At 58.8% G+C, this 20,470-nt stretch carries 6 protein-coding genes and 3 pseudogenes; 2 read left to right on the top strand and 7 right to left on the bottom strand.

Annotation, left to right across the window (positions count from 1 at the left end; all coding sequences use genetic code 11):
* Positions 1-796, top strand: a pseudogene (locus tag NTD85_RS20825) (hypothetical protein); the annotation flags it as partial.
* A 165-nt stretch (positions 797-961) separates the two neighbouring features.
* Positions 962-2,461, top strand: coding sequence for a hypothetical protein (locus NTD85_RS20820; protein WP_262143097.1), 1,500 nt, complete (start codon positions 962-964; stop codon positions 2,459-2,461).
* A gap of 87 nt (positions 2,462-2,548) precedes the next feature.
* On the opposite strand, the gene NTD85_RS20815 is transcribed toward NTD85_RS20820, so the two are convergent.
* The 7 genes and pseudogenes from NTD85_RS20815 to NTD85_RS20790 all read right to left on the bottom strand — a co-directional run bounded on the left by NTD85_RS20815 (position 2,549) and on the right by NTD85_RS20790 (position 19,986).
* Positions 2,549-4,660: an autotransporter outer membrane beta-barrel domain-containing protein gene (locus NTD85_RS20815; RefSeq protein WP_262143096.1), complete on the bottom strand. Its 2,112-nt coding sequence runs from the start codon at positions 4,658-4,660 to the stop codon at positions 2,549-2,551.
* A gap of 375 nt (positions 4,661-5,035) precedes the next feature.
* The gene (locus NTD85_RS20810) at positions 5,036-6,955 is read right to left on the bottom strand and encodes a hypothetical protein (protein ID WP_262143095.1); all 1,920 of its coding nucleotides are present in this window, start codon (positions 6,953-6,955) and stop codon (positions 5,036-5,038) included.
* A 104-nt stretch (positions 6,956-7,059) separates the two neighbouring features.
* On the bottom strand, positions 7,060-9,003 hold the full coding sequence (locus NTD85_RS20805; RefSeq protein WP_262143094.1) for a hypothetical protein: 1,944 nt from the start codon (positions 9,001-9,003) through the stop codon (positions 7,060-7,062).
* A gap of 199 nt (positions 9,004-9,202) precedes the next feature.
* Positions 9,203-9,397, bottom strand: a pseudogene (locus NTD85_RS27795) (hypothetical protein); the annotation flags it as partial.
* A gap of 315 nt (positions 9,398-9,712) precedes the next feature.
* Positions 9,713-10,072: a DUF6124 family protein gene (locus tag NTD85_RS20800; RefSeq protein ID WP_262143093.1), complete on the bottom strand. Its 360-nt coding sequence runs from the start codon at positions 10,070-10,072 to the stop codon at positions 9,713-9,715.
* Positions 10,073-10,225: 153 nt separating this feature from the next.
* Positions 10,226-10,599 (bottom strand): annotated as a pseudogene (locus tag NTD85_RS20795) (DUF6124 family protein).
* A gap of 780 nt (positions 10,600-11,379) precedes the next feature.
* Positions 11,380-19,986, bottom strand: coding sequence for a retention module-containing protein (locus NTD85_RS20790; protein ID WP_262143092.1), 8,607 nt, complete (start codon positions 19,984-19,986; stop codon positions 11,380-11,382).
* Positions 19,987-20,470: the final 484 nt, after the last annotated feature.

The raw sequence follows: 20,470 nt of genomic DNA, 5'->3' as shown, positions 1-20,470 counted from the left end.
ATTCGGCTTCAACCTGCAGGACCAGTTGTACAACGGCTATGAGGTCGCTTCGCGGTTGAACGCGCGGTATGAGAACACCGCAGCGACCTGTCAGGGGGGTAAAACCGCGTACTTCTGCGACGGTGTCCTGCTGCGTGCCACCCAGGCGTCCAAGGCTTTTCACATGTGGAATCCCAGCCCGACATCAGTAGGCAATGGCGGTGTTTCCTTCACCTATTTACGCAAGGATGCAGGGCTGACCAAACCGGTGTACGCGCAAGGTTTTCTCGTTCGCGAAAGCTTTGCCCCGGCGGCATATCCCCTGAACGTGATGTGTGCCTACCCCTTCGATGGCGCCACCAGCCGCCCTCAGGACACCTGCCGTACCCGCGGTGACATGTGTCACGAGCTGGGTGTCACCAGTGTCGAGGCCTGGGTGACTCGCTACGCCAAGTCACCCCGCACCAGTTGTGCGTTCAACAACGACCCGGCGCAATTCCAGCTCAACATCGACGTTCGCCCCAGCGTGCCCAACGGCGATGGCTGGAACGAGGTGATGATTCAGACCTGGCCGCAGGACATCCCCCTGCAAATCCCCCTTGAAGCGTTTTATTACAGCCTGAAAGCGCACTACACCAGCAATGGTCTGCCCCAGGCTCAGTTCGCCCAACGCGATTACTTCGAGATCACCGGGCGCTTTCTGCCCATTGTCCTGATTGACCTCGAAGCGCCAGCGGGCCAGGTCTTCCGATACAACCCCGCCGATCAGAACGCCGCCGGTGCTCCGGCAAGTGTCCTGATCACGCCTGATCTCTGATCACCGAAGGCGTCAAGCCATGGCTTTGCTTTGCAGCGCATGACCGCTCATCGAAAACCCGCGCCTACCTGTTAGTTCTGACAGTAGCCAGGGTTCGCCACATCGGGCCCAATCAAGTAACGCCTCCCTGGCAGAACCGCATAACCTTCGATGAGGTTTTTCGTCATGACGCACTTTCACTCATTCCTGTTTCCACCCTTGCAGACCGACACGCCTTTACTGCAACTGCGCCCCTTGCGGATTTCGGACCTCGTAGCACCGATCGTCGATGGGCACGGCGGTATCAACTTCAAGAACTATTACCGCTATCCCGACGGTTTGTTCTGTGCCGTCGACGCGTACGCCGCGCCCATGCGCGAAGGCGACAAGCTGGATATCTATTGGGGCAAGGACAACAAGATCTTTACCCGAGTGTTGGATGATGAAGATGAGATCAACAAGCCGGTGTTTTTTTTCCTGCCGGTGACAAACATCCTTCCCGGCTGGGCTGACGAGGTCTACTACATCCTGACCCGCGCGGACAACACCCCCCCAGAGGATCCCTCCACGCCCTTGCGAATACTGGTGAAACTGGATCTACCCGGCGGCAACGACGTAGACCCCCATAAGCCCGGACACTCAAATCTACACATCGTGCAACTGCCGCGCGACGTCATCGTTAACGGCGTGGATGCCGATTGGGCAGCCAGGGGGGTGCCGATGGTCATTCCACCCTACCCGAACATCGCCGTGCGCGACGTTATCCTAGTGAAATGGGGCAAGGCCTCCCTCGATCCTCATATCGTCAGCGCCGACGAGGCAGCCGGCACAACGCCTATCGTGATCACAATCCACAAGGACAAAATTGTCGCCGGTGGTGACGGCAACAGGGTGGAGGTTATTTACGATATCCATGACGAGGTGTTGAACTTCTCCGAGAAACCCTCCCAGAGCACTACCGTCAACGTCATGTCCGGAGAGCGACTGCTGGATGAACCGATTATCCAGGACTCAAAAAACGGCACCCTCTATCTCGGCGAGCTGGAAGATCGCGATGCCAGCGTGGAGGTTCACGCCTCCGGCAGCCCTTTCAAACGGGGTGACACCATCACCATGAACTGGGAAGGCACAACACAGACCGGCGAAACGTTGCCCAACCAACAATCCAAAATCCTGGAAAATCTTCCCAGCAATCTCAAGTTTCAGATTCCGAATGCGCTGGTCCGGGCGCTTGAAATGGGATCCGCCAAGGCATCGTATGTGCTCTACGATAAAGAAGATGGCACTGGGCTCAGCTCCAGGCACGGACTCGCCCAGGTGATGCCCGGGGTGCCCGGGGTGCCCGCGCCGGTCCTCAAGGAGGCCTCAAACGGTAAGGTGAACGCCGATATCACGTCGGCCACCGTGGACATTCGGTACCCGGGCATGGCCGCGGGCGAAACCGTCAACATGGCCTGGCTGGGCACCAAGGCCAATGGCAATCCCTACTTGTATGAGGCACAGCACATCGTCAGCCCGGATGACGTGAAAAACCTCCTCGTGACCTTGCACGTGCCGGGTAAACATCTGCGAGTGCTGAAGAACGGCACACTGAATCTGTTCTACCGGGTCTCCGGCGACGAGTCGAAATGGCGGGGCCTGAATGAGTCCGGGCATCAGCAGATCGAAGTGTTGCAATTCACCTGAGTCACCGGCCAAAGGCCTGCAAAAAAAACGCCTCGCGAAGGCGAGGCGTTTTTTATCGGGGGTTGCACCCGGTCAGGTTCAGGACGTTTACCAGGCCCAGCGCAGCCCGACATTCACCCCATACGGCTGCTCGATGTTCTTGCCATTGCTGTAATCGAAATCGGCATGCACCTGCAGGTCCTTGGTCACGGCCAGGGCCATGCCTGCACCCAGCACACCACGGGTGCCAGACAGGTCGTTGTTGAACTGATTGTTGTCGTTGACCGTCACGCGGTTGTTGTTGATGAACTCGTGCTGCACTGCCGCACGCACATAAGGCTGGGCGACCATGCCGTTGTCCATGTTGAAGGTGCGACCCACCGTGGTACCGGCTTCACCTAGCACCGAGCGGCTGCGATCGCCGTCGGCCTGCATGCCGTTGTCCAGATCAAAGTTGTCACCCTGTACCACAGCGGTCGACAGTTTGCCGTACGGTTCGACGAAGTAACCGCCGCCCAGTTTGATCTGACGCCCGAACTCCGCCGAAGCGCTCACCCCGGAGTTGTCGTAACTGCCCTTGGCACGGGTGCCATCGCTCAAGCCGACTTTGGTGTCATTCCGGAAGCGGTTGAACTTGAGCTGAGCGTCGAAGTAGTAGCCGCTCTGCGCGTCGATCCAGGTCACATAGGGCCCCAGATAGTAGCTGTCGACCGTACCCGACGTTCCCTGCGCAACGTCAAGGTCGGTATGGCTGTAGCCACCCATGATCCCCCCGACCCACGCGCTGTCACCCAGATGCGTGTCCACACCGACGGACACCCCCTGTTGAGTCTGCTGATAACCCACGCCGGAAGCGGCATTGATGTTGTATTTGTTGCCGTAGGTGCGCATCCACAAGCCGGTATCGCCACCATTGAAACGCAGCTCGCCCATGCGGCTGCGCAACGTTGCCGCCTCGGCATACAACAGCGTCACCGGGGCGTTGAACAGCGCCAGTACCGATTTGGCGCCGGGGCTGATGGTCTTGGTGGTCGGGTCGAGAAACCATTCCGTACCGCCCGTCCCTGCGGCTCGCTGATCCAGATCATACGACCAGGCACCGAGATCGACACGCCCGCCTCTCAGGGCAAATTGCGCATCGCCGGCGGCGGTATGCACCAGAGTCAACTGTTGGGGGTTCACCGCGTCCAGACCGGACGCAGCCACCAGCAACCCGAACTGCCCGCTGGCCACGCCCGTGACATTGAGCAAGTCGTGCTGACCGGTGGCGAAATTGCCTTTCATTTCGACCGTACTGGAACCGTCCGGCGAACCGGCCAGTGTGCCGACGTTCAACTGGTAGAACGTGTTGGGCACATCCTGCGCACCAAAGCGAACTGTCCCGCCATTCATGGCGAGTGTTCCTACAGTGTCGTTGCCGGCCAGGGTCCAGACCGAACCACTGTTGATGGTTACGCCGCTGGCGTTGTCGAGGCGGCCGGTCAGTTGCGAGTGGTTCTGCAGGGTGACGTTGGCGGTCGATCCACTGTCCACCAGCACGTCACCTTTCATGTTGCCCTGATCGAAGGTGAGATTGGCGGTACTGTTGCCGGCAACACTGACATTGCCCTCCAATGTGCTGTCCGCCACGTTCATCGTCGCACTCGATGCACCCTGTACATCAAGCAACACGCCGTTGCCGGCCAGCAGACGAGTCGCGTTCAGAACCTCTATCTGTGCGTTGACACCCGAAGTAGCCTGAATCGCTGCCCCGGTCTGCCCTTGAACCAGCACATTGTCCAGCGACACATTGGCGCCAGTGCCGACACCTGCGGTATCCGCGCGCAACCGAATTCCGTTCGTGCCCCCCGTCATGCTCCCTCCCACCGCACGGACTTGTGCGCCGAAGGAATTGAGACCCACGCCGCTTGCCCCGGCGGCGGTCAGGTGGGTATCGGTCAGTTGAATGTCACTGCCGCCACTGGTTTCGATCCCGGCCGTCTGGCCAGTGATCTGACTGCCGCTGATCACAACGGTTGAACCGGTGGTGGTGCCACCGTTGCGGCCGATAAACATGCCCATGCGCGAGCCCGTGACGGTAGCATCGGACACATTGGCGCCGGCGTTGGTGACGGCAATTCCCGCGCTGCCCCCCATGCCAGCATAGGTCCCGCCCAAGGCATTGAATTGCGCTCCCGTGTTGATCGATAACGCAAAAGTACTTGCACCGGTGGCGTTCAATACGCCTCCATCATGGACAGCGTAACTATCCTGTGCAGTGTTCTGATCGATATTCAGCGTTTGCCCTGCACCAATCGACGTCAAGGCAAAAACAAGAGGACTGGTAGAGAAAAACGGCACCAGGGACAACCATGCCAGATGTTTTCTCGACCCTGTTGATGAAAATAGATGTGCACAATATCCCATGTAACCTCCTTACAACTTTTCGCGGAAAATGCTTCCGTTGAAAACCAGAAAACCGGGGGGCAATGTACAAGGAGACAACCATTTCCTCTGTAGGAATAGTCCTCAATTTGATGGGAATTAATACCCCGCATGCGTAAAAACAGAAAGGCGGAAAGCGCAATGCACGCCTCCGCCTTTCAAAACGCGGATTTAATCGTCTAACTCGTCGCAATATTTCTCGTCGAAATCAGCGACCACGACCCTGACTTCCTGTTCATTGGAGGAGTGAGTTTCCTCATCAATCTCCGCTGTGTAGACGATTTTTCCGTATCCGTCCTTGATCGGCCGCAGCGCCTCAGTGAATGGCAAGTACACATCAAAGCCATCCACATGCTCATTGCCCTGCAATACTTTCTCGATCAGGTAGTCGTCAATAGGAGGTTCGCTCGGGCTCAGCTTTCTGCGCGACCAGGTAAAGAGCAACTTCATACCTTGCTCAAGCGAACCGCCGGCAGGACGAACTCGGATAATTCCAGCCAACCCAATGAACGGAATATCTCGAAGCGAAGTGCAATTCAGATACGTGATTTTCCCCGGATTGACATAAAGATTCTGAATGACCGGATCAGGCAAGGTCACCGGATAGATATAGACTTTAACTTCGGTAGGCGGGGATGGGTTTTCATTTTCACCGTTGGCCGGGTTGGTAATCACATAACGTGCTTTTTTCTTCCCGTTTTTGGTTTTCTCAAATACCTCTGATGGCAGTGTTAAGGGAACTTTGAAGTCAGGGGGTTCCGTTCCCTCCACTTCATACACACCCTCTGGCGCCGCAACTTTTTCGCCTTGCCACACCAGGGTGATAAGGTCGCCTGGCTTGACACCCGCCGGGAGATCCAGATCTATGGCGATATCATTGCCTTTGTCAGCTTCCACCAACTCGTTATCTTTGGTTGAGCCCTTGACGACCAGTTCGTCCAGATTAGGATTACCCACTTCCGGATCGGGTTCAGGATTGACGGGGCCGGCGATAGTCAAATCGATCGAGACTGTCGCCCCTGTTGCTTCCGGAAATTCCTTGCCATTTCGATCGATGACGTAAGTGACCCGTGCATCCCGAGGCCCGTCGCCACCGGCCGCCACATCTGCATAAGGAACATCGACGATCACTTCACTGGTGCCGTCGGTCGGTACGCCGGGTTGCTCTTTTCCATCGAACGTGACCACGGCCTTGTCATTTGGCGAGCCATTGGAAAATGTTGGAATAACCACTGCCAGAGAAGGAAAGGAGTCCTTCCGGTCGATCACACCATCATCGTTCGCCGGTGCCTCTGGTGGTTTCAAGTCGGTGGGGGTTGGTGTCAGTTGCACATCAAATGTAAACGGGTCTCCCGCCGGCCCGATATTCCCCACTCGATCGTTATACCTGCAATAAAAATCACGCTTCCCTTCACCCACACCCTTAATTGTAGCGGTAGGAATTTTTATCACGATAGGAACAGTCAAATCCTCGCCCATCATGAAGGGCTGCGTAGGAACACCTGCATAATAACCAGCGTAACTATCACCCGTCGCGGCATCATTGGGCGTATCAATACTCATGGTTACTTCAATGTTTTTGTCCAGATATTCACGCGTCAACACTCCACCAATCACTTCGGCAGGCGGCACCGGAGCCTCCCCCGGGTTATTATGATTAGGCGGCGTATTGTCGATATAAAACCGCGACACTTCAGATGAAGTATCAACACCACCGTAATTAATTACGTACGTCAAGTCAAACAGGCCAGGAGTGCCGGTGTAAAGCCCTGACAATTCCAATATAAAATCATCACTCGATGCAGGTACTTCCGTCCAATCCTCTGAAACGAGCTGCGCTCCTTTAAACAAGGCGATCCATAATTCCCCTGGCCCAGAACCTTCAGGCCTTTCCACATCGAGGACTTGTACATCGCAATTTTTCCCCTGACGATCTGATTGCAACTTCTTGATGTTTTGATCGCCTGGAAGTGCCGGTAATAAGTCTACAACCTCCGGCGCTATGCCCGCCCGAGTCTTCAGCGACTGACGCAACACATACAGTTTTCTACGGGCAGCCTCTGCCTTGGATAACACTTTCAAATTATTCATTATCTGCTCTCCTGATCAAATGGATGCGCCAGGCCATCTGTTCCCACTACGAACTTCCAGACAGATACCGGGCATGTACTGCACTTTCACGTAGCGAAAACCCGTCAGTTTTCTTTACATAAATCATTGGTGGGTGAACATATTTCACCGCTGGGCATGGTGCGATTGATGATCACGTAATCATCATCCGAATTACCTCGGCCGCCATTGCGTTTTTTCAACCGGTAATAAACCAATGCGGAACCCTCATTGACCATGGGCGCAATCAGGGTGTCGTAGTCGTCAACGACAAAGTCGATATCCTCACCCGGCTGCAGCGTCGTCAGCTCCCTGGTTATTTCTGCGTAAGTACCGTCGATCGGCTCGGTGCCGTTGAGCCCGGCACAGCCTTGCCAGACCAACGTGATGATGTCGCCGTTTTCGATGCGGGCATCAGCCGGGATTCTGACTCTGACGCCTTCCCAGAGCCTGGGTCTGGAACAACAATGAAGCGCCCCCTCTATTCCAGCATCCGGAAACAGCGGCTCTTTCAATCCTGTTATCAGAACGATGGCCACCCTGACCGGAGTCGGCAGCGACCGCTGCTGATTCACGCCATTGCTGGTGGTGTAATAAACCGGGAGTGCCGGGTTCTGCTTGTCGGTGTCGATGACGCTCCAGGGCACTGAAAGCTTGACTGTTTTGCCAGCAACATCTGAAGCCTCGACCTCATAACGGGCGACGAACCCGGGGTAACTTCCCCAGTACAGCTCAATGACCTGCCCCGCCTGTGGCGCGTCGTACAGCTTCAGACTCACCGTGGCCGGATACCCGTAGTCGGCGGTGAGCAAGGTATTGAGGGTGGCGGTTTTTTCGCCGTAAACCTCAACCTGTGCAAGGTTTGCGTTGATCAACGCCGGTGCGTTGGCATGATCCTGCCCCGCCAGCGTCAGGTTGACGGGAACGGCCGTCGGCGGAGAAGGAGGTCCATAGCTCGAACCCTGGCGAATCCGGTAATAGACTTTGGCCTGCCGTGGCCCGTCGCCCTTGTCATGCAGGTTCTTCCATGGCACTGGAGCAATCGCTGGAAAGTCCGACGGATCAATTGGAATTTCATCGACGAGGATGTCATCCCAGAAAATGGCGGCCCAGTGGCTGGCGTCTGCATAGTCGTACTCAGGGACTTCAACAACGACACCTTCACGAGCCTGTTGCCGATCAATCAGCCCTCGGTCAGACAACGGCACCTTGGGCGGCTGCAGCGCACCCGGCGCGGGCGAAAGGTCAACCTCGATCCACGAGAGAATGGAGCGGGGCCCTTCGTTACCGGCCCGGTCCCTCAAAAAGTAATAGAGGGCGCGTCGACCTGCCGCCCCGGCACGAATCTCGTCGGCGTACACGGTGATACGCAACTGTCTGGCGGCGATATCTTCCGCGCTGAATTCTTGCTCGCGTATCGCAATCTCTGAGTCAGGCGGATTCGGGTTAGCGGTCCAGTAATACCTCGCGCGATCCCCGGCCTTTACATCGTCATAGAAAGGTGCCAGAACACTGACCTCACCCTCGCGGATAAGATAGGTTTCGTTGATGACGCCGCCCAGCGCGGCCGGGAATTCCACCGGGCCCGGTGAGTTGCCGTAGTTGGGTTTGGTTTTATCGATGGTCAGGGTTTTGCGGTCACCTTCAACCGGATTGCTGCCGTACCTGGAAATCCGGATCGCCACCTCGAAAGCACCTTCATTTTGGAGCAGATAACTCGGTACTTTCAGGGTTTGCGGAAAGTCGATGGGGTCTTCGGTCGGATACCACTTAAAATCGACCATTCGAAAAGTCGCATTCTTTTCCATGAAGCCCAGCTCGACCAGATCTTCTTCGCCCGGCAAAGGAAAACCCTGTTCAAAATCCATGAACTCGACGCTCAGATCCTCATTCAGCGCCGACAATGGCAACAACCCCCAGGGGTCATCGGGATCAAGCACGGCAGGCACTGTCGGCGCATCGATCTGCATCGCCTCCACAGGTGCATTCTCGATGTGTGACCGTTCGCCAGGTTCTTTGGGCTTCGCCATTTCCGGCCTTCCTTTTCGACAGTGACGGGCAGCGCGGTTTGAGCTGCTTGAGTGATGGCTTCATTTAATGCCCGGCAAGAAGCCCTGCCTACTGTCAGAAATTACAGGTATGGCTACCGTCCATCGGAAACCACCGAGGTGCGCAGCGCAAAATTCGGTGCAGATAATGACCTCTTCGCGAGCAGTCTCGATCCCAACCTGGATAGGGATTCGGCGGCGTTGCCATGATGTGCGCGGGCGCGAGGTAGTGGTCGAGAATGCGTTCCGCGGCTTCGTGGAGTTTTCTGGAGTGGAGTGATTCGTAGGGTGATACCGGATCTGTGGCCGGCAGATTGGGTTTGGTGTCAGGCCTTGATCTCACCGTGTTCACCTTCAACGAATGATCATTGAGCATGCCGCTGATCTGTCGGTGCCGGGGGTGCAGTCGATGTTCACGTCGTGGTCGTTACCACTCGTCGCAAATACGCCCCCACCTGTAATTTCTGACAGTAGCCAACCCGCCTCACCTGAGCCTTAAATCCCTGTGCCGCCCCTATTCCAACCGGAGTTGCCAGCATGCTCATTCAACCGTCCAGAGAAATTCCCAAGGCCCTGCGTGAACCGGAGATCCCCGGCCGCACGGAACCGCAACTGCCCTCCGGCAGCAGTGACCAACGCAGATCCACTGTGGGAGCGGGCTTGCTCGCGAAGAGGCCAGATCTGCCAGCGCCTATTCCTTAGACCCAACATTATCCAGCGCCTGATTCACCGCCAACTCCCCCAGCATCACTACTTGCGCAATGCCCAGCGCGGTATTGCGGCTCGGCCCTTCCAGTGTCCCGGCGAAGTCACCGAGCATCACCGTGGCCGAAGCCAGGGATTCGCAGGCGTTGGCCAGCAGGGATTCAGTGTCGGTTTGCGGGTTGACCAGGAACATGCTGCTGGGGGTGTAAGGCGTTGCCATGATGTGCGCGGGCGCGAGGTAGTGGTCGAGGGCGCGTTCGGCGGCTTCGTGGAGTTTTCTGGAGTTGAGGGATTCGTAGGGTGACACCGGGTCTGTGGCCGGCGGATTGGGTGGGGTTTCGGACATCAGCTGGAACTCCGATCGAGGCACTTTGAATGAATGACGACCTGTAGGAGCTGCCGCAGGTTCGGGCCGCGTTCGGACGATCTTTTGATCTTGTTTTTTAAAGCAACGTCAAAAGATCGCAGCCTGCGGCAGCTCCTACAGGGGACCGGGCAGTTAGTTCGGCACGCGGCGGCCGTCCAGCACTCGGTTGACCATCAGTTCACTGAGCATGATCACCTGATGCAGCATCAGCATGGCCCGGCGCTGTGGGTTCTCGACGGTGTCGCCGATGTCGCGAGCCATGTCACTGGCGGCGGCTAATGATTCGCAGGCTTCGACGAGCAAGGTTTCTTCGTCCACGGTGGGGTCGATGAGGAAGATTCTGCTTGATTTGCCTGACGGTACTGAGGGGATGGAGATCTTCAGTGCGCCGGGGTTGAGGTAGAAGTTGATGGCGCGGTCGGTTGCCGCTTTTATCTTCTGCGGGTCGAGGGCCGGGTCGTATGGGATTGGATCGACGTCCGGGGGTTGGGTGTGGCTTTGAACATGGATGAAACTCCGTATCGAGAAATAGGAGCCATCACCCTCGCTACCAAACGATGGGTGGCGGCCATGCGCGGGTTGGTAGACCGGTCGATACGGAACCCGGCGCTCACGAGTGAGCCCCACGCATGTCCACCATATAAAGCTGAGCCGCAAAAGAGAGGCTGCATAAGGTGATGCCATACGACCGTACCGAAATGGGCTACCAAACCCGATCACTGATTTTCAGTGACAGGGAAACGATATAGCCCGGCCCATAGCCGTGTAAGCCGGCGGATTCTGGCGTACGCGTAGGTAACGGCGCAAGGCGTTGTAGCCGTTATGGCGTAACGGTTCGTGTACTTTAAACGTGGTTGCGAGGGTGCGTTTATGTGCGGAGTCTGCTCTGTTGTTTTGATGTTGTCTGGCTGGTCGCATTCGCGAGCAAGCCCGCTCCCACAGTTGGAATGAGTGCATTCAGTTGGGGATTGGTCGGCTCGTAGGCCGCCATCGCTGGCAAGCCAGCTCCCACAATTTGACCGAAAGCATTCAGCCAGGGATTGGTCGGCTCGTAGGCTGGCTCCCACAATTGGATTGGGTGCATTCAGTTAGATATTGATCGGCCGTCAGGCCGCCATCGCTGGCAAGCCAGCTCCCACCATGTGACCGAGTGCATTCAGTTAGGGATTGGTCGACTGGTAGGCCTGCTCGCGAAGGCTGGCTCACTGGCAACACCGTTCTCCAGACAGAAAAAACCCGTCGTCCCGACTGATCGGAACGGCGGGTTTTGTCGTTTCAGGCCTCGATCACACCGTGTCCACTTTCAGCGAATGATCATTGAGCATGCCGCTGATGATCGTCGCCGTGTCGTGTCCGCTGGCGATCACCCCGCCCGCCCCCGGCGTTACACCGTAGTGGCTGGCGAGGTTGACGCCGGCCAGGTCGATGGTCTGGTTCGGCGTCGCGCCGGCGATGGCACTGACATTGATGCTGGTCAGCACCGACGCGCCGCTGCCGGTGACGGTGAAGTGCAGGTAGTCGTCGAGCGATGCGGTGGTGCCGTTTTCACCTTGCAGCAGTTGCGACAGGTCGAGCTTGTCGGTGCCGGGTGTGAAGTCGGTGATGGTGTCGTGGCCACTGTTGCCCTTGAGGTACTGGAAGGTGTCGGCTCCCGGCCCGCCGGTCAGGGTGTTGTTGCCCATACCGCCGATCAGCAGGTCATCGCCACCGCCACCGTTGAGGATGTCGTTGCCCAGACCGCCGTTGATCATGTTGTTATTGTTGTCACCGGTGAGGGTGTCATTGAAGTTCGAACCGATGAGATTTTCGACGTTGGTAATGGTGTCGATGCCAGCGCCGATGGTGTTTTGCGGCACGAGCAGGCTCAGGTTGACCGTGACCCCGGCCGTCGCATGCGCATAGCTCACGGTGTCGATGCCGGTACCGCCATCGAGGATGTCGTTGCCCGGGCCGCTGTAGAGCAAGTCGTTGCCGGCGCCGCCGTGCATTTCGTTGTTGCCTGAACCGCCGCTGAGCACATCATTGCCGTCGCCACCGTTAAGGATGTTGTTGCCGGTGCCGGCCACCAGAATGTCATCCCCCGACGTACCGGTGAGCGTATGACCGTCCTGATAAGTGATGCTGACGTTGGCCGTGTCGCTGCCGCCATGGTTGTCGTTGGCGGTGTAGGTGCCGTTGAAGTCTGGCGTCACGTCGTGGGCGCCGGCGTAGTTGACCGTCATGGTCAGTTGGTAATTTTCCGCCGCCGTCGGGTTGCTGCCGCTGGTGTTGCTGATGTTGGTGACGTGAATCTGGTAGGTGCCGTCGGCGCTGGCGGTGATGGTGCCGCCATCGGCGATGCTGACGAACGCGCCGCCATTCACCGAGTACTCCATGGTGATGTGCCCGGCCGCCAGGTTGTGATCCAGGTTGAGGGTTTCGCCCTGTTTCAGTTTGACGGTGATCAGGTCTTCATCGTTGGCGTTGGCGGTGGTCACCGCGCCGAGGTAGCCGCTGACCACCAGCACTGCGGTCATCGCCGTGGCATTGGCGGTGAAGGCGCTGCGCACGTCGGCCAGGTTCTGGTTGGCGGCGGTGTTGCCGGTGCCGGCGAAGTTGATCGCGCCGGTGCCGGTGAAGTCCGCACCCTTGGCCGCCCAACCGGTGTTGAAGGTGGTTGGCGAAGCAGTCAGCGGATCGCCGTCCGGGTCGCTGTCGTTGGCCAGCAACAACTCGCCCGGCACCGTGACCGTGCTCGACAGCACGTTGGTGATGACATGGTCGTCGACCGCCACGGGTGGCAAGTTGGGGATCACTTTCACGGTCAGCGTCGAGCTGGCGAGGTCGCCGTCGTTGTCGCTGAGGGTGAAACCGATGTTCTCGGTGATCACGGTGGTCGTGGTTTTCTGTGAGATGTAGGTGTAATCGCCAGTGTCGAGGTTGATCTGCAGCGTGCCGCTGTTGTTGGTGGCGACGCTCAGGGTGTTGGTCGTGGTGTCGAAGGTGCCGTGGTTGGTGCCACCGCTCGCGACCAACGAACCTTGGCCGCCGTTGGCTTTCGGGTCATAGGTGTACGTGGTGCCATCGACCACAATGGATTTGATGAAACCTCCATCGGCGCCGAAGGTGCCCGTGTCACCCAGCAGAGAGCCGGTGACCGGCGCGCCAACCACGGTGCCCGACAACACCGAGTTGAGCTGATTGAGGTCGGTGACCACCACCGCATTGGTGTCGGTGTGGCTGATGCCGTCATAGGCCAATGGATCGAGGTTGGCGTTGCTCACGCCGCTGCCCAGGCCGATGGCGTAGTTCTTGATGTTGTTGGCATCAAGGAAGGCTTTGAGTGCGGTCTCGTCGGCGCTGCCGATTTCCTGGCCGGCGGTGGGTTTACCGTCGGAGAAGAAGTAACCGATGTTCTGCGCACCGTCCTGTTTGCCGGCGGTGTTGAACGCGGTCTGCATCGCCGCCACGGCGGCGTCGTAGTTGGTGCCGCCGCCGGCGGTGAGGCCGGCCAGCAGGGTTTTGGCGGTGGCCACATCGACCCACACCGAGGTGCGGTCAGTGGCGCTGCTGCTGAAGGTCACCAGTTGCACTTTCACATCGCCGAGGTCGTCATATTTGTCGAGCAAGGCGCTGATCGCCTGTTTGGCCAACGCCAGGCGCGACAGGCCCGGCACGCCGGACGCGTCGGCCATGCTGCCGGAAATGTCGAGGACGATGAGGATGTTGGAGTCGATCTCTACCGCCGCCACCGAGCGATCCGACGGCACCGCTTTGGGCACGTCATCGACGATGTTGACCACGATGGTGCTGGTGGTGCTGTTGCCCAAGGCATCGGTGGCTTTGTAGGTGAAACTTTCGCTGAGGGTGTTGGCCCCATCGTTGGCGCTTGGCGTGGTTTTCGGCGCCGAGGTCAGGGTGTAGGTGTAAGTGCCGTCGGCGTTGAGCTGGATCTGCCCGTACTGGCCAGTCGAACTGCCGACCAGCGTGTACGTGATCGCGCCACTGCCACCGGTGACCGCACCAACCAATGTGCCGGTGGCGGTTTCGCCGGTGCTGCTCGGATCGCTGCCGGTGACCGTGCCGGGGGCCAGGTCCTGGCCATCCTTGGTCAGGTCGAGGGCTTTTTCGTAGACCGTCACGTCCTGATCCACCGAGGCCACGAGTTTGCTGTCGGCAACGTTGATGGTGATGGTGGTGGTGCTTTCGTCACCGTCGCCATCGCGGATGGTGTAGGTGAACGTATCGGTGGCGCCCGGCGGGCTCACCGAGTTCGGGTTGCTGTGGTAAACGGCGTTGCCCGCCGCGTCCAGGGTCAGGTAGCCGTAGGTGCCATTGATGTTGCTGTTGAGGCCACCGATCGCCGAGCTCGCGGTGTTGCTGCCGGCACGCACGCCCACCACTGCCCCACCCGCCGCTGCGCCATCGGCGCCGGTGACGTCGTTACCGAGCACGCTGATGTTGACCGTGCCGCCCTCCGTCACCGAGCCGGTGTCGGCTTTGGCGGTCGGCAAGTCGTCGATGATGTTGACGTTGATCTGCCCGGACGCCGTGCTGCCGTCGCCATCGGTGGCGACCACGTTGAAATTCTCGGTGAGGCTGTTGGCGCCGTTGCCGGTCGGGTGTGCGTCGTTATGCACCAGGGTATAGCTGTAGGTCACGACACCCGTGGTCGGGTTATAGCCGGAGATGGTCAGTGTACTGCCCAGCGGCGTGGTGATCGATTGCGGGAAACCTGCGGCCACACCATTGGTGACCACGGCAATACCGCCGACAGTCAGGGTTTGCAGACCGTCGAGCGCAGTCACGGTGAAAGTGCCGCTTTGGGTCAGTGCCGTGGCGTCCGGCGCACTGCCGTTACCAAGGTTTTTTTCGTAGACAGTGAGTTCGCCGCCGTTGACGTCGAGACCGTTGAGGATCACCGGATCGTCGTTGTTGTGGATCTGCAGGACGAGGTTTGCGGTGCTGGTATCGCCGTCCGAATCGGTGATGGTGTAGGTGAAGGTTTCGGTGCCATTGCCGCCGCCGTGCAGGTTTTTGAAGTCGGCATCGGTTGGGTTGAGCGTGTAGGTGTAAGTGCCGTCTGTGTGCAGTTCCAGGGTGCCGTAGGTTCCGGTGAAAGTACCGGCAGTCACTGGGCCGGTCGGAACACGGTCAGCACCCTGCACGTCATTGGTAAGGACGTTGCCGGTCAGCGTCAGGTTGGTTTCCGAAGCAGTGCCGGTGTTGCTGTCGTTCACTGCTTTTGGCAGGTCGTCGATGATATTCACATCGAGGGTGGCGTTGGCAGTGGTGCCGTTGTCGTCGACGACGGTGACGGCGAATTGCTCGGGCAGGTTGTTCGCACCGTTGCCGGTTGGATGGGCATCGTTGTGATCCAACGTGTAGCTGTAGCTGACCACGCCGGTCGTTGCGTTGAAACCGGTGATGGTCAGTGTGCTGCCCAGTGGCGTGGTAACCGATTGCGGGAAGCCTGCGGCCACGCCGTTGGTGACCACGGCGATACCGCCGACGGTCAGCGTCGTCACGCCATCGAGTGCGGTGATGGTGAACGTGCCGCTCTGGGTCAGCGCGTTGGCATCGGGCGCGCTACCGGTGCTGAGGTTTTTTTCGTAAACCGTCAGCTCGCCGCCGTTCACATCCAGGCCGCTGATGACCACCGGATCGTCGTTGTTGTGGATCTGCAGGACGAGGTTCGCGGTGCTGGTATCGCCGTCCGAGTCAGTGATGGTGTAGGTGAAATTCTCGGTGCCATTGCCGCCGCCGTGCAGGTTTTTGAAGTCGGCGTCGGTTGGGTTGAGCGTGTAGGTATAAGTGCCGTCGGTGTGCAGTTCGAGAGTGCCGTAAGTGCCGGTGAAAGTCCCGGCAGTCACTGGGCCGGTGGGTACGCGGTCAGCGCCTTGTACATCATTGGTAAGAACGTTGCCGGTCAGGGTCAGGTTGGTTTCTGACGCAGTGTTGGCATTGCTGTCGTTGACGGCTTTGGGCACGTCGTCGATCACGTTGACGTCGAGGGTCGCGTTGGCGGTGGTGTCGTTGTCGTCGACCACGGTGACGGCGAACTGCTCGGGCAGGTTGTTCGCACCGTTGCCGGTTGGGTGCGCGTCGTTGTGGTCGAGGGTGTAGCTGTAGCTGACCACGCCGGTCGTTGCGTTGAAACCGGTGATGGTGAGCGTGCTGCCCAATGGCGTGGTGACTGATTGCGGGAAGCCTGCGGCCACGCCGTTGGTGACCACGGCGATACCACCGACGGTCAGCGTGGTGACGCCGTCCAGAGCGGTAATGGTGAAGGTGCCGCTTTGGGTCAGCGCGTTGGCGTCAGGAGCGCTGCCGGTGCTGAGGTTTTTTTCGTAAACGGTGAGTTCGCCGCCGTTTACGTCGAGGCCGGTGATAACCACGGGATCGTCGTTGTTGTGGATCTGCAGGACGAGGTTTGCGGTGCTGGTATCGCCATCGGAGTCGGTGATGGTGTAGGTGAACGTTTCAGTACCATTGCCGCCGCCGTGCAGGTTTTTGAAGTCGGCGTCGGTCGGGTTGAGCGTGTAGGTGTAGGTGCCGTCAGTGTGCAGTTCCAGGGTGCCGTAAGTGCCGTTGAAAGTCCCGGCAGTCACGGGGCCGGTGGGTACGCGGTCGGCGCCCTGCACGTCGTTAGTCAGCACATTGCCGGTCAGCGTGAGGTTGGTTTCCGAGGCGGTGCCGGTATTGCTGTCGTTCACCGCTTTCGGCAGGTCGTCGATGATGTTGACGTCGAGGGTTGCGTTGGCGGTGGTGCCGTTGTCATCGACCACGGTGACGGCGAACTGCTCGGGCAGGTTGTTCGCGCCGTTGGCGGTTGGGTGCGCGTCGTTGTGGTCGAGGGTGTAGCTGTAGCTGACAACACCGGTGGCCGCGTTGAAACCGGTGATGGTCAGCGTGCTGCCCAGCGGTGTGGTGACGGATTGCGGGAAGCCTGCGGCTACGCCATTGGTGACCACGGCAATGCCGCCGACGGTGAGCGTTGTCACGCCGTCCAAAGCGGTGATGGTGAAGGTGCCGCTTTGGGTCAGCGCGTTGGCATCAGGAGCACTACCGGTGCTTAGGTTTTTTTCGTAAACCGTCAGCTCGCCGCCGTTTACGTCGAGGCCGCTGATGACCACCGGATCGTCGTTGTTGTGGATCTGCAGGACGAGGTTTGCGGTGCTGGTATCGCCGTCGGAATCGGTGATGGTGTAGGTGAAGGTTTCGGTGCCATTGCCTCCGCCGTGCAGGTTTTTGAAGTCGGCGTCGGTGGGATTGAGCGTGTAGGTGTAGGTGCCGTCAGTGTGCAGTTCCAGGGTGCCGTAAGTGCCGTTGAAAGTACCGGCAGTCACTGGGCCGGTCGGAACACGGTCAGCACCCTGCACGTCGTTGGTCAGGACATTTCCGGTCAGGGTCAGATTGGTTTCCGAAGCGGTGCCGGTGTTGGCATCGTTCACCGCTTTGGGCACGTCGTCGATCACGTTGACGTCGAGGGTGGCGTTGGCGGTGGTGCCGTTGTCGTCCACCACCGTGACGGCGAACTGTTCCGGCAGGTTGTTTGCGCCATTGCCGGTTGGATGGGCGTCGTTGTGGTCGAGGGTGTAGCTGTAGCTGACAACACCGGTGGCCGCGTTGAAACCAGTGATGGTCAGCGTGCTGCCCAATGGCGTGGTGACCGATTGCGGGAAGCCTGCGGCCACACCGTTGGTGACCACCGCGATGCCGCCGACAGTGAGCGTTGTCACGCCGTCCAAAGCGGTGATCGTGAAGGTGCCGCTTTGGGTCAGTGCATTAGCGTCAGGAGCGCTACCGGTACTTAGGTTTTTTTCGTAAACGGTGAGTTCGCCGCCGTTCACATCCAGGCCGCTGATGACCACCGGATCGTCGTTGTTGTGGATCTGCAGGACGAGGTTCGCAGTGCTGGTATCACCGTCCGAATCGGTGATGGTGTAGGTGAACGTTTCAGTACCATTGCCGCCGCCATGCAGGTTTTTGAAATCGGCATCGGTCGGGTTCAGCGTGTAGGTGTAAGTGCCATCGGAGTGCAGTTCAAGCGAGCCGTAAGTGCCAGTGAAGGTGCCAGCAGTGACGGGGCCGGTGGGTACACGGTCAGCACCCTGCACGTCGTTGGTCAGCACGTTGCCGGTCAGGGTCAGATTGGTTTCCGAGGCAGTACCAGTGTTGCTGTCATCGACGGCTTTGGGCACGTCGTCAATGATGTTCGCGCTGATGGTGGTATTGGCGGTGCTGCCGTTGTCGTCCGTCACCGTCACGGCAAACTGTTCGGGCAACGTATTGGCGCCATTGCCGGTCGGGTGCGCGTCGTTGTGATTGAGGGTGTAGCTGTAGGTGAGAACGCCGGTCGCCGCGTTGAATCCGGTGACGGTCAGCGTGCTGCCCAAGGGCGTGGTGATCGATTGCGGGAAGCCTGCGGCCACGCCATTGGTGACCACGGCGATACCGCCCACCATCAGCGTGGTGACGCCGTCCGGCGCGGTGATGGTGAGGCTGCCGTTTTGCGTCAACGCCGCTGCATCGGGCGCACTGCCGCTGCCGAGATTGGCCTCATTCACGGTCAGCACGCCGCCATTGATACCGTTATTGATCGTCACCGGATCATCGTTGTTGTGGATCTGCAGCACCAGATTCGCGGTGCTGCTGTCACCGTCGGAATCGGTGATGGTGTAGGCGAACGTTTCAGTACCGTTGCCACCACCGTGCAGGCTTTTGAAATCGGCGTCGCTGGTGTTCAGGGTGTAGGTGTAAGTGCCATCGGCGTGCAGTACCAAAGTGCCGAAGGTTCCCGTGAAAGTACCGGGAGTGACCGGCCCGCCAGCGACGCGGTCAGCACCTTGTACGTCATTGGTCAGCACGTTGCCGGTCAGCGTCAGATTGGTTTCCGACGCGGTGCCGGTGTTGCTGTCATTCACCGCTCGGGGCACGTCGTCGATGATGTTGACGTCGAGCGAGCCAGTGGCGCTGTCGCCATTGCTGTCACCCGCCGTCACGGTGAAATGCTCGCTCAGGCTGTTGGCGCCGCCACCGGCCGGATGGGCGTCATTGCCATTGAGGGTGTAGCTGTAACTGACCACGCCGGTGCTCGCGTTGTAACCGGTGATGGTCAGGGTATTGCCCAACTGGGTGGTGATCGACTGCGGAAAACCGACGGCCACGCCACCGCTGATCACGTTGATGCCGCCGATGTTCAGGCTGCTCAGACCGTCCGGGGCGCTCACGGTAAAGCTGCCGCTTTGAATCAGCGCAACGGGGTTGGCGGCAGAGCCGTCGGGCAGATTGGCTTCGTTGACGGTCAGTTCACCGCCCGGCACCGACAGGCCACTGAGCGTCACCGGATTATTCACCGCTGGCGGCACCACTGGCGCCGGAGTGTTGTCGCCGTTGTTATCGACGATGTAGTGCCGTTCCAGGGGAAACTCGGGAATCCCGTTGAAACCGGCGGTGGGGAAACCGATTCGCGGATCGACGCGTCCGCCGACTTCCGTCAGCAACACAAAACTGTGGCCACCACCCAGTTCCCCCGGTACACCCGTTGGCGCATTCGGCCCGGCAGCAGTCGCTTCGGCGGCTTTGGTCGGGTCTTCACCGGCGGCGATGGCTTTCTGGATTTGCTCAACGTCGGTCAATTGCGCTTCGGTCGGGGTCAGCGCTTCTGGCGAATCGACATGCGGCGCCTGATTGGCCAGCAATTGCCCGGACATGACCATGCTGCTGTCGCGGCCCAGGGTCAACTCGTGGCCATTTTGCAGATGAACGGCGACGGCGCCTTCTGCCCCGGTGATCACTTGATCGCCGGCAAACAGGCGATCGCCCTCGACCAGGGCGCGACGAGTGCCGTCGGTGCCCTGCGCAAAAACCTGACCAATGACTTTAGTGACGATCCCGATGAGCGTTGCCATGTGAATTTCCTCCGCTGCCGACCACCGTCGGCACTGGTTCGCGAAGCAGCCCATGGCTCAATCGGGTTGCCGGGGTGACGCTCACACCTCGGCAGTTCGTTTCGCAGGTAGCGCAAGCAAGGAAACTTCAGTGCGATCAAGCACTTAAAACTCCTGATCAATGCAGCAAACCCACTAACGCTACGTAACGGTGGTGAATCACCCGAGTGACAAAAAAATGTCGCTCATCTGCCGCTACGCGTCCCTCCCCTTCAGCATTACTTCGCCGTATGTCGCAAAGTGAATGGAACTTTCCTCAAGCCTTTCCGTGCACCCTGATGCGCGGAAAACAAAGGCTTTCGTGCTGAACAATGTCCCGGATTTGTCGCAGCGCATAAGTTTTTTTTGGCATAACCCTTATGAAAATTTTTTCTTAGCTACGCTTCAGGATGTTCTTAGCTCTGTTGTTACAAGAGTGAAACGCTTAAACCTTAAAATATCGTCA

Source organism: Pseudomonas sp. 13B_3.2_Bac1, from assembly GCF_025466205.1.
GTDB lineage: Bacteria > Pseudomonadota > Gammaproteobacteria > Pseudomonadales > Pseudomonadaceae > Aquipseudomonas > Aquipseudomonas fluorescens_H.
The sequence above is the reverse complement of the archived record's forward strand: the minus strand, read 5'-3'. Positions and strand labels throughout refer to the sequence as shown.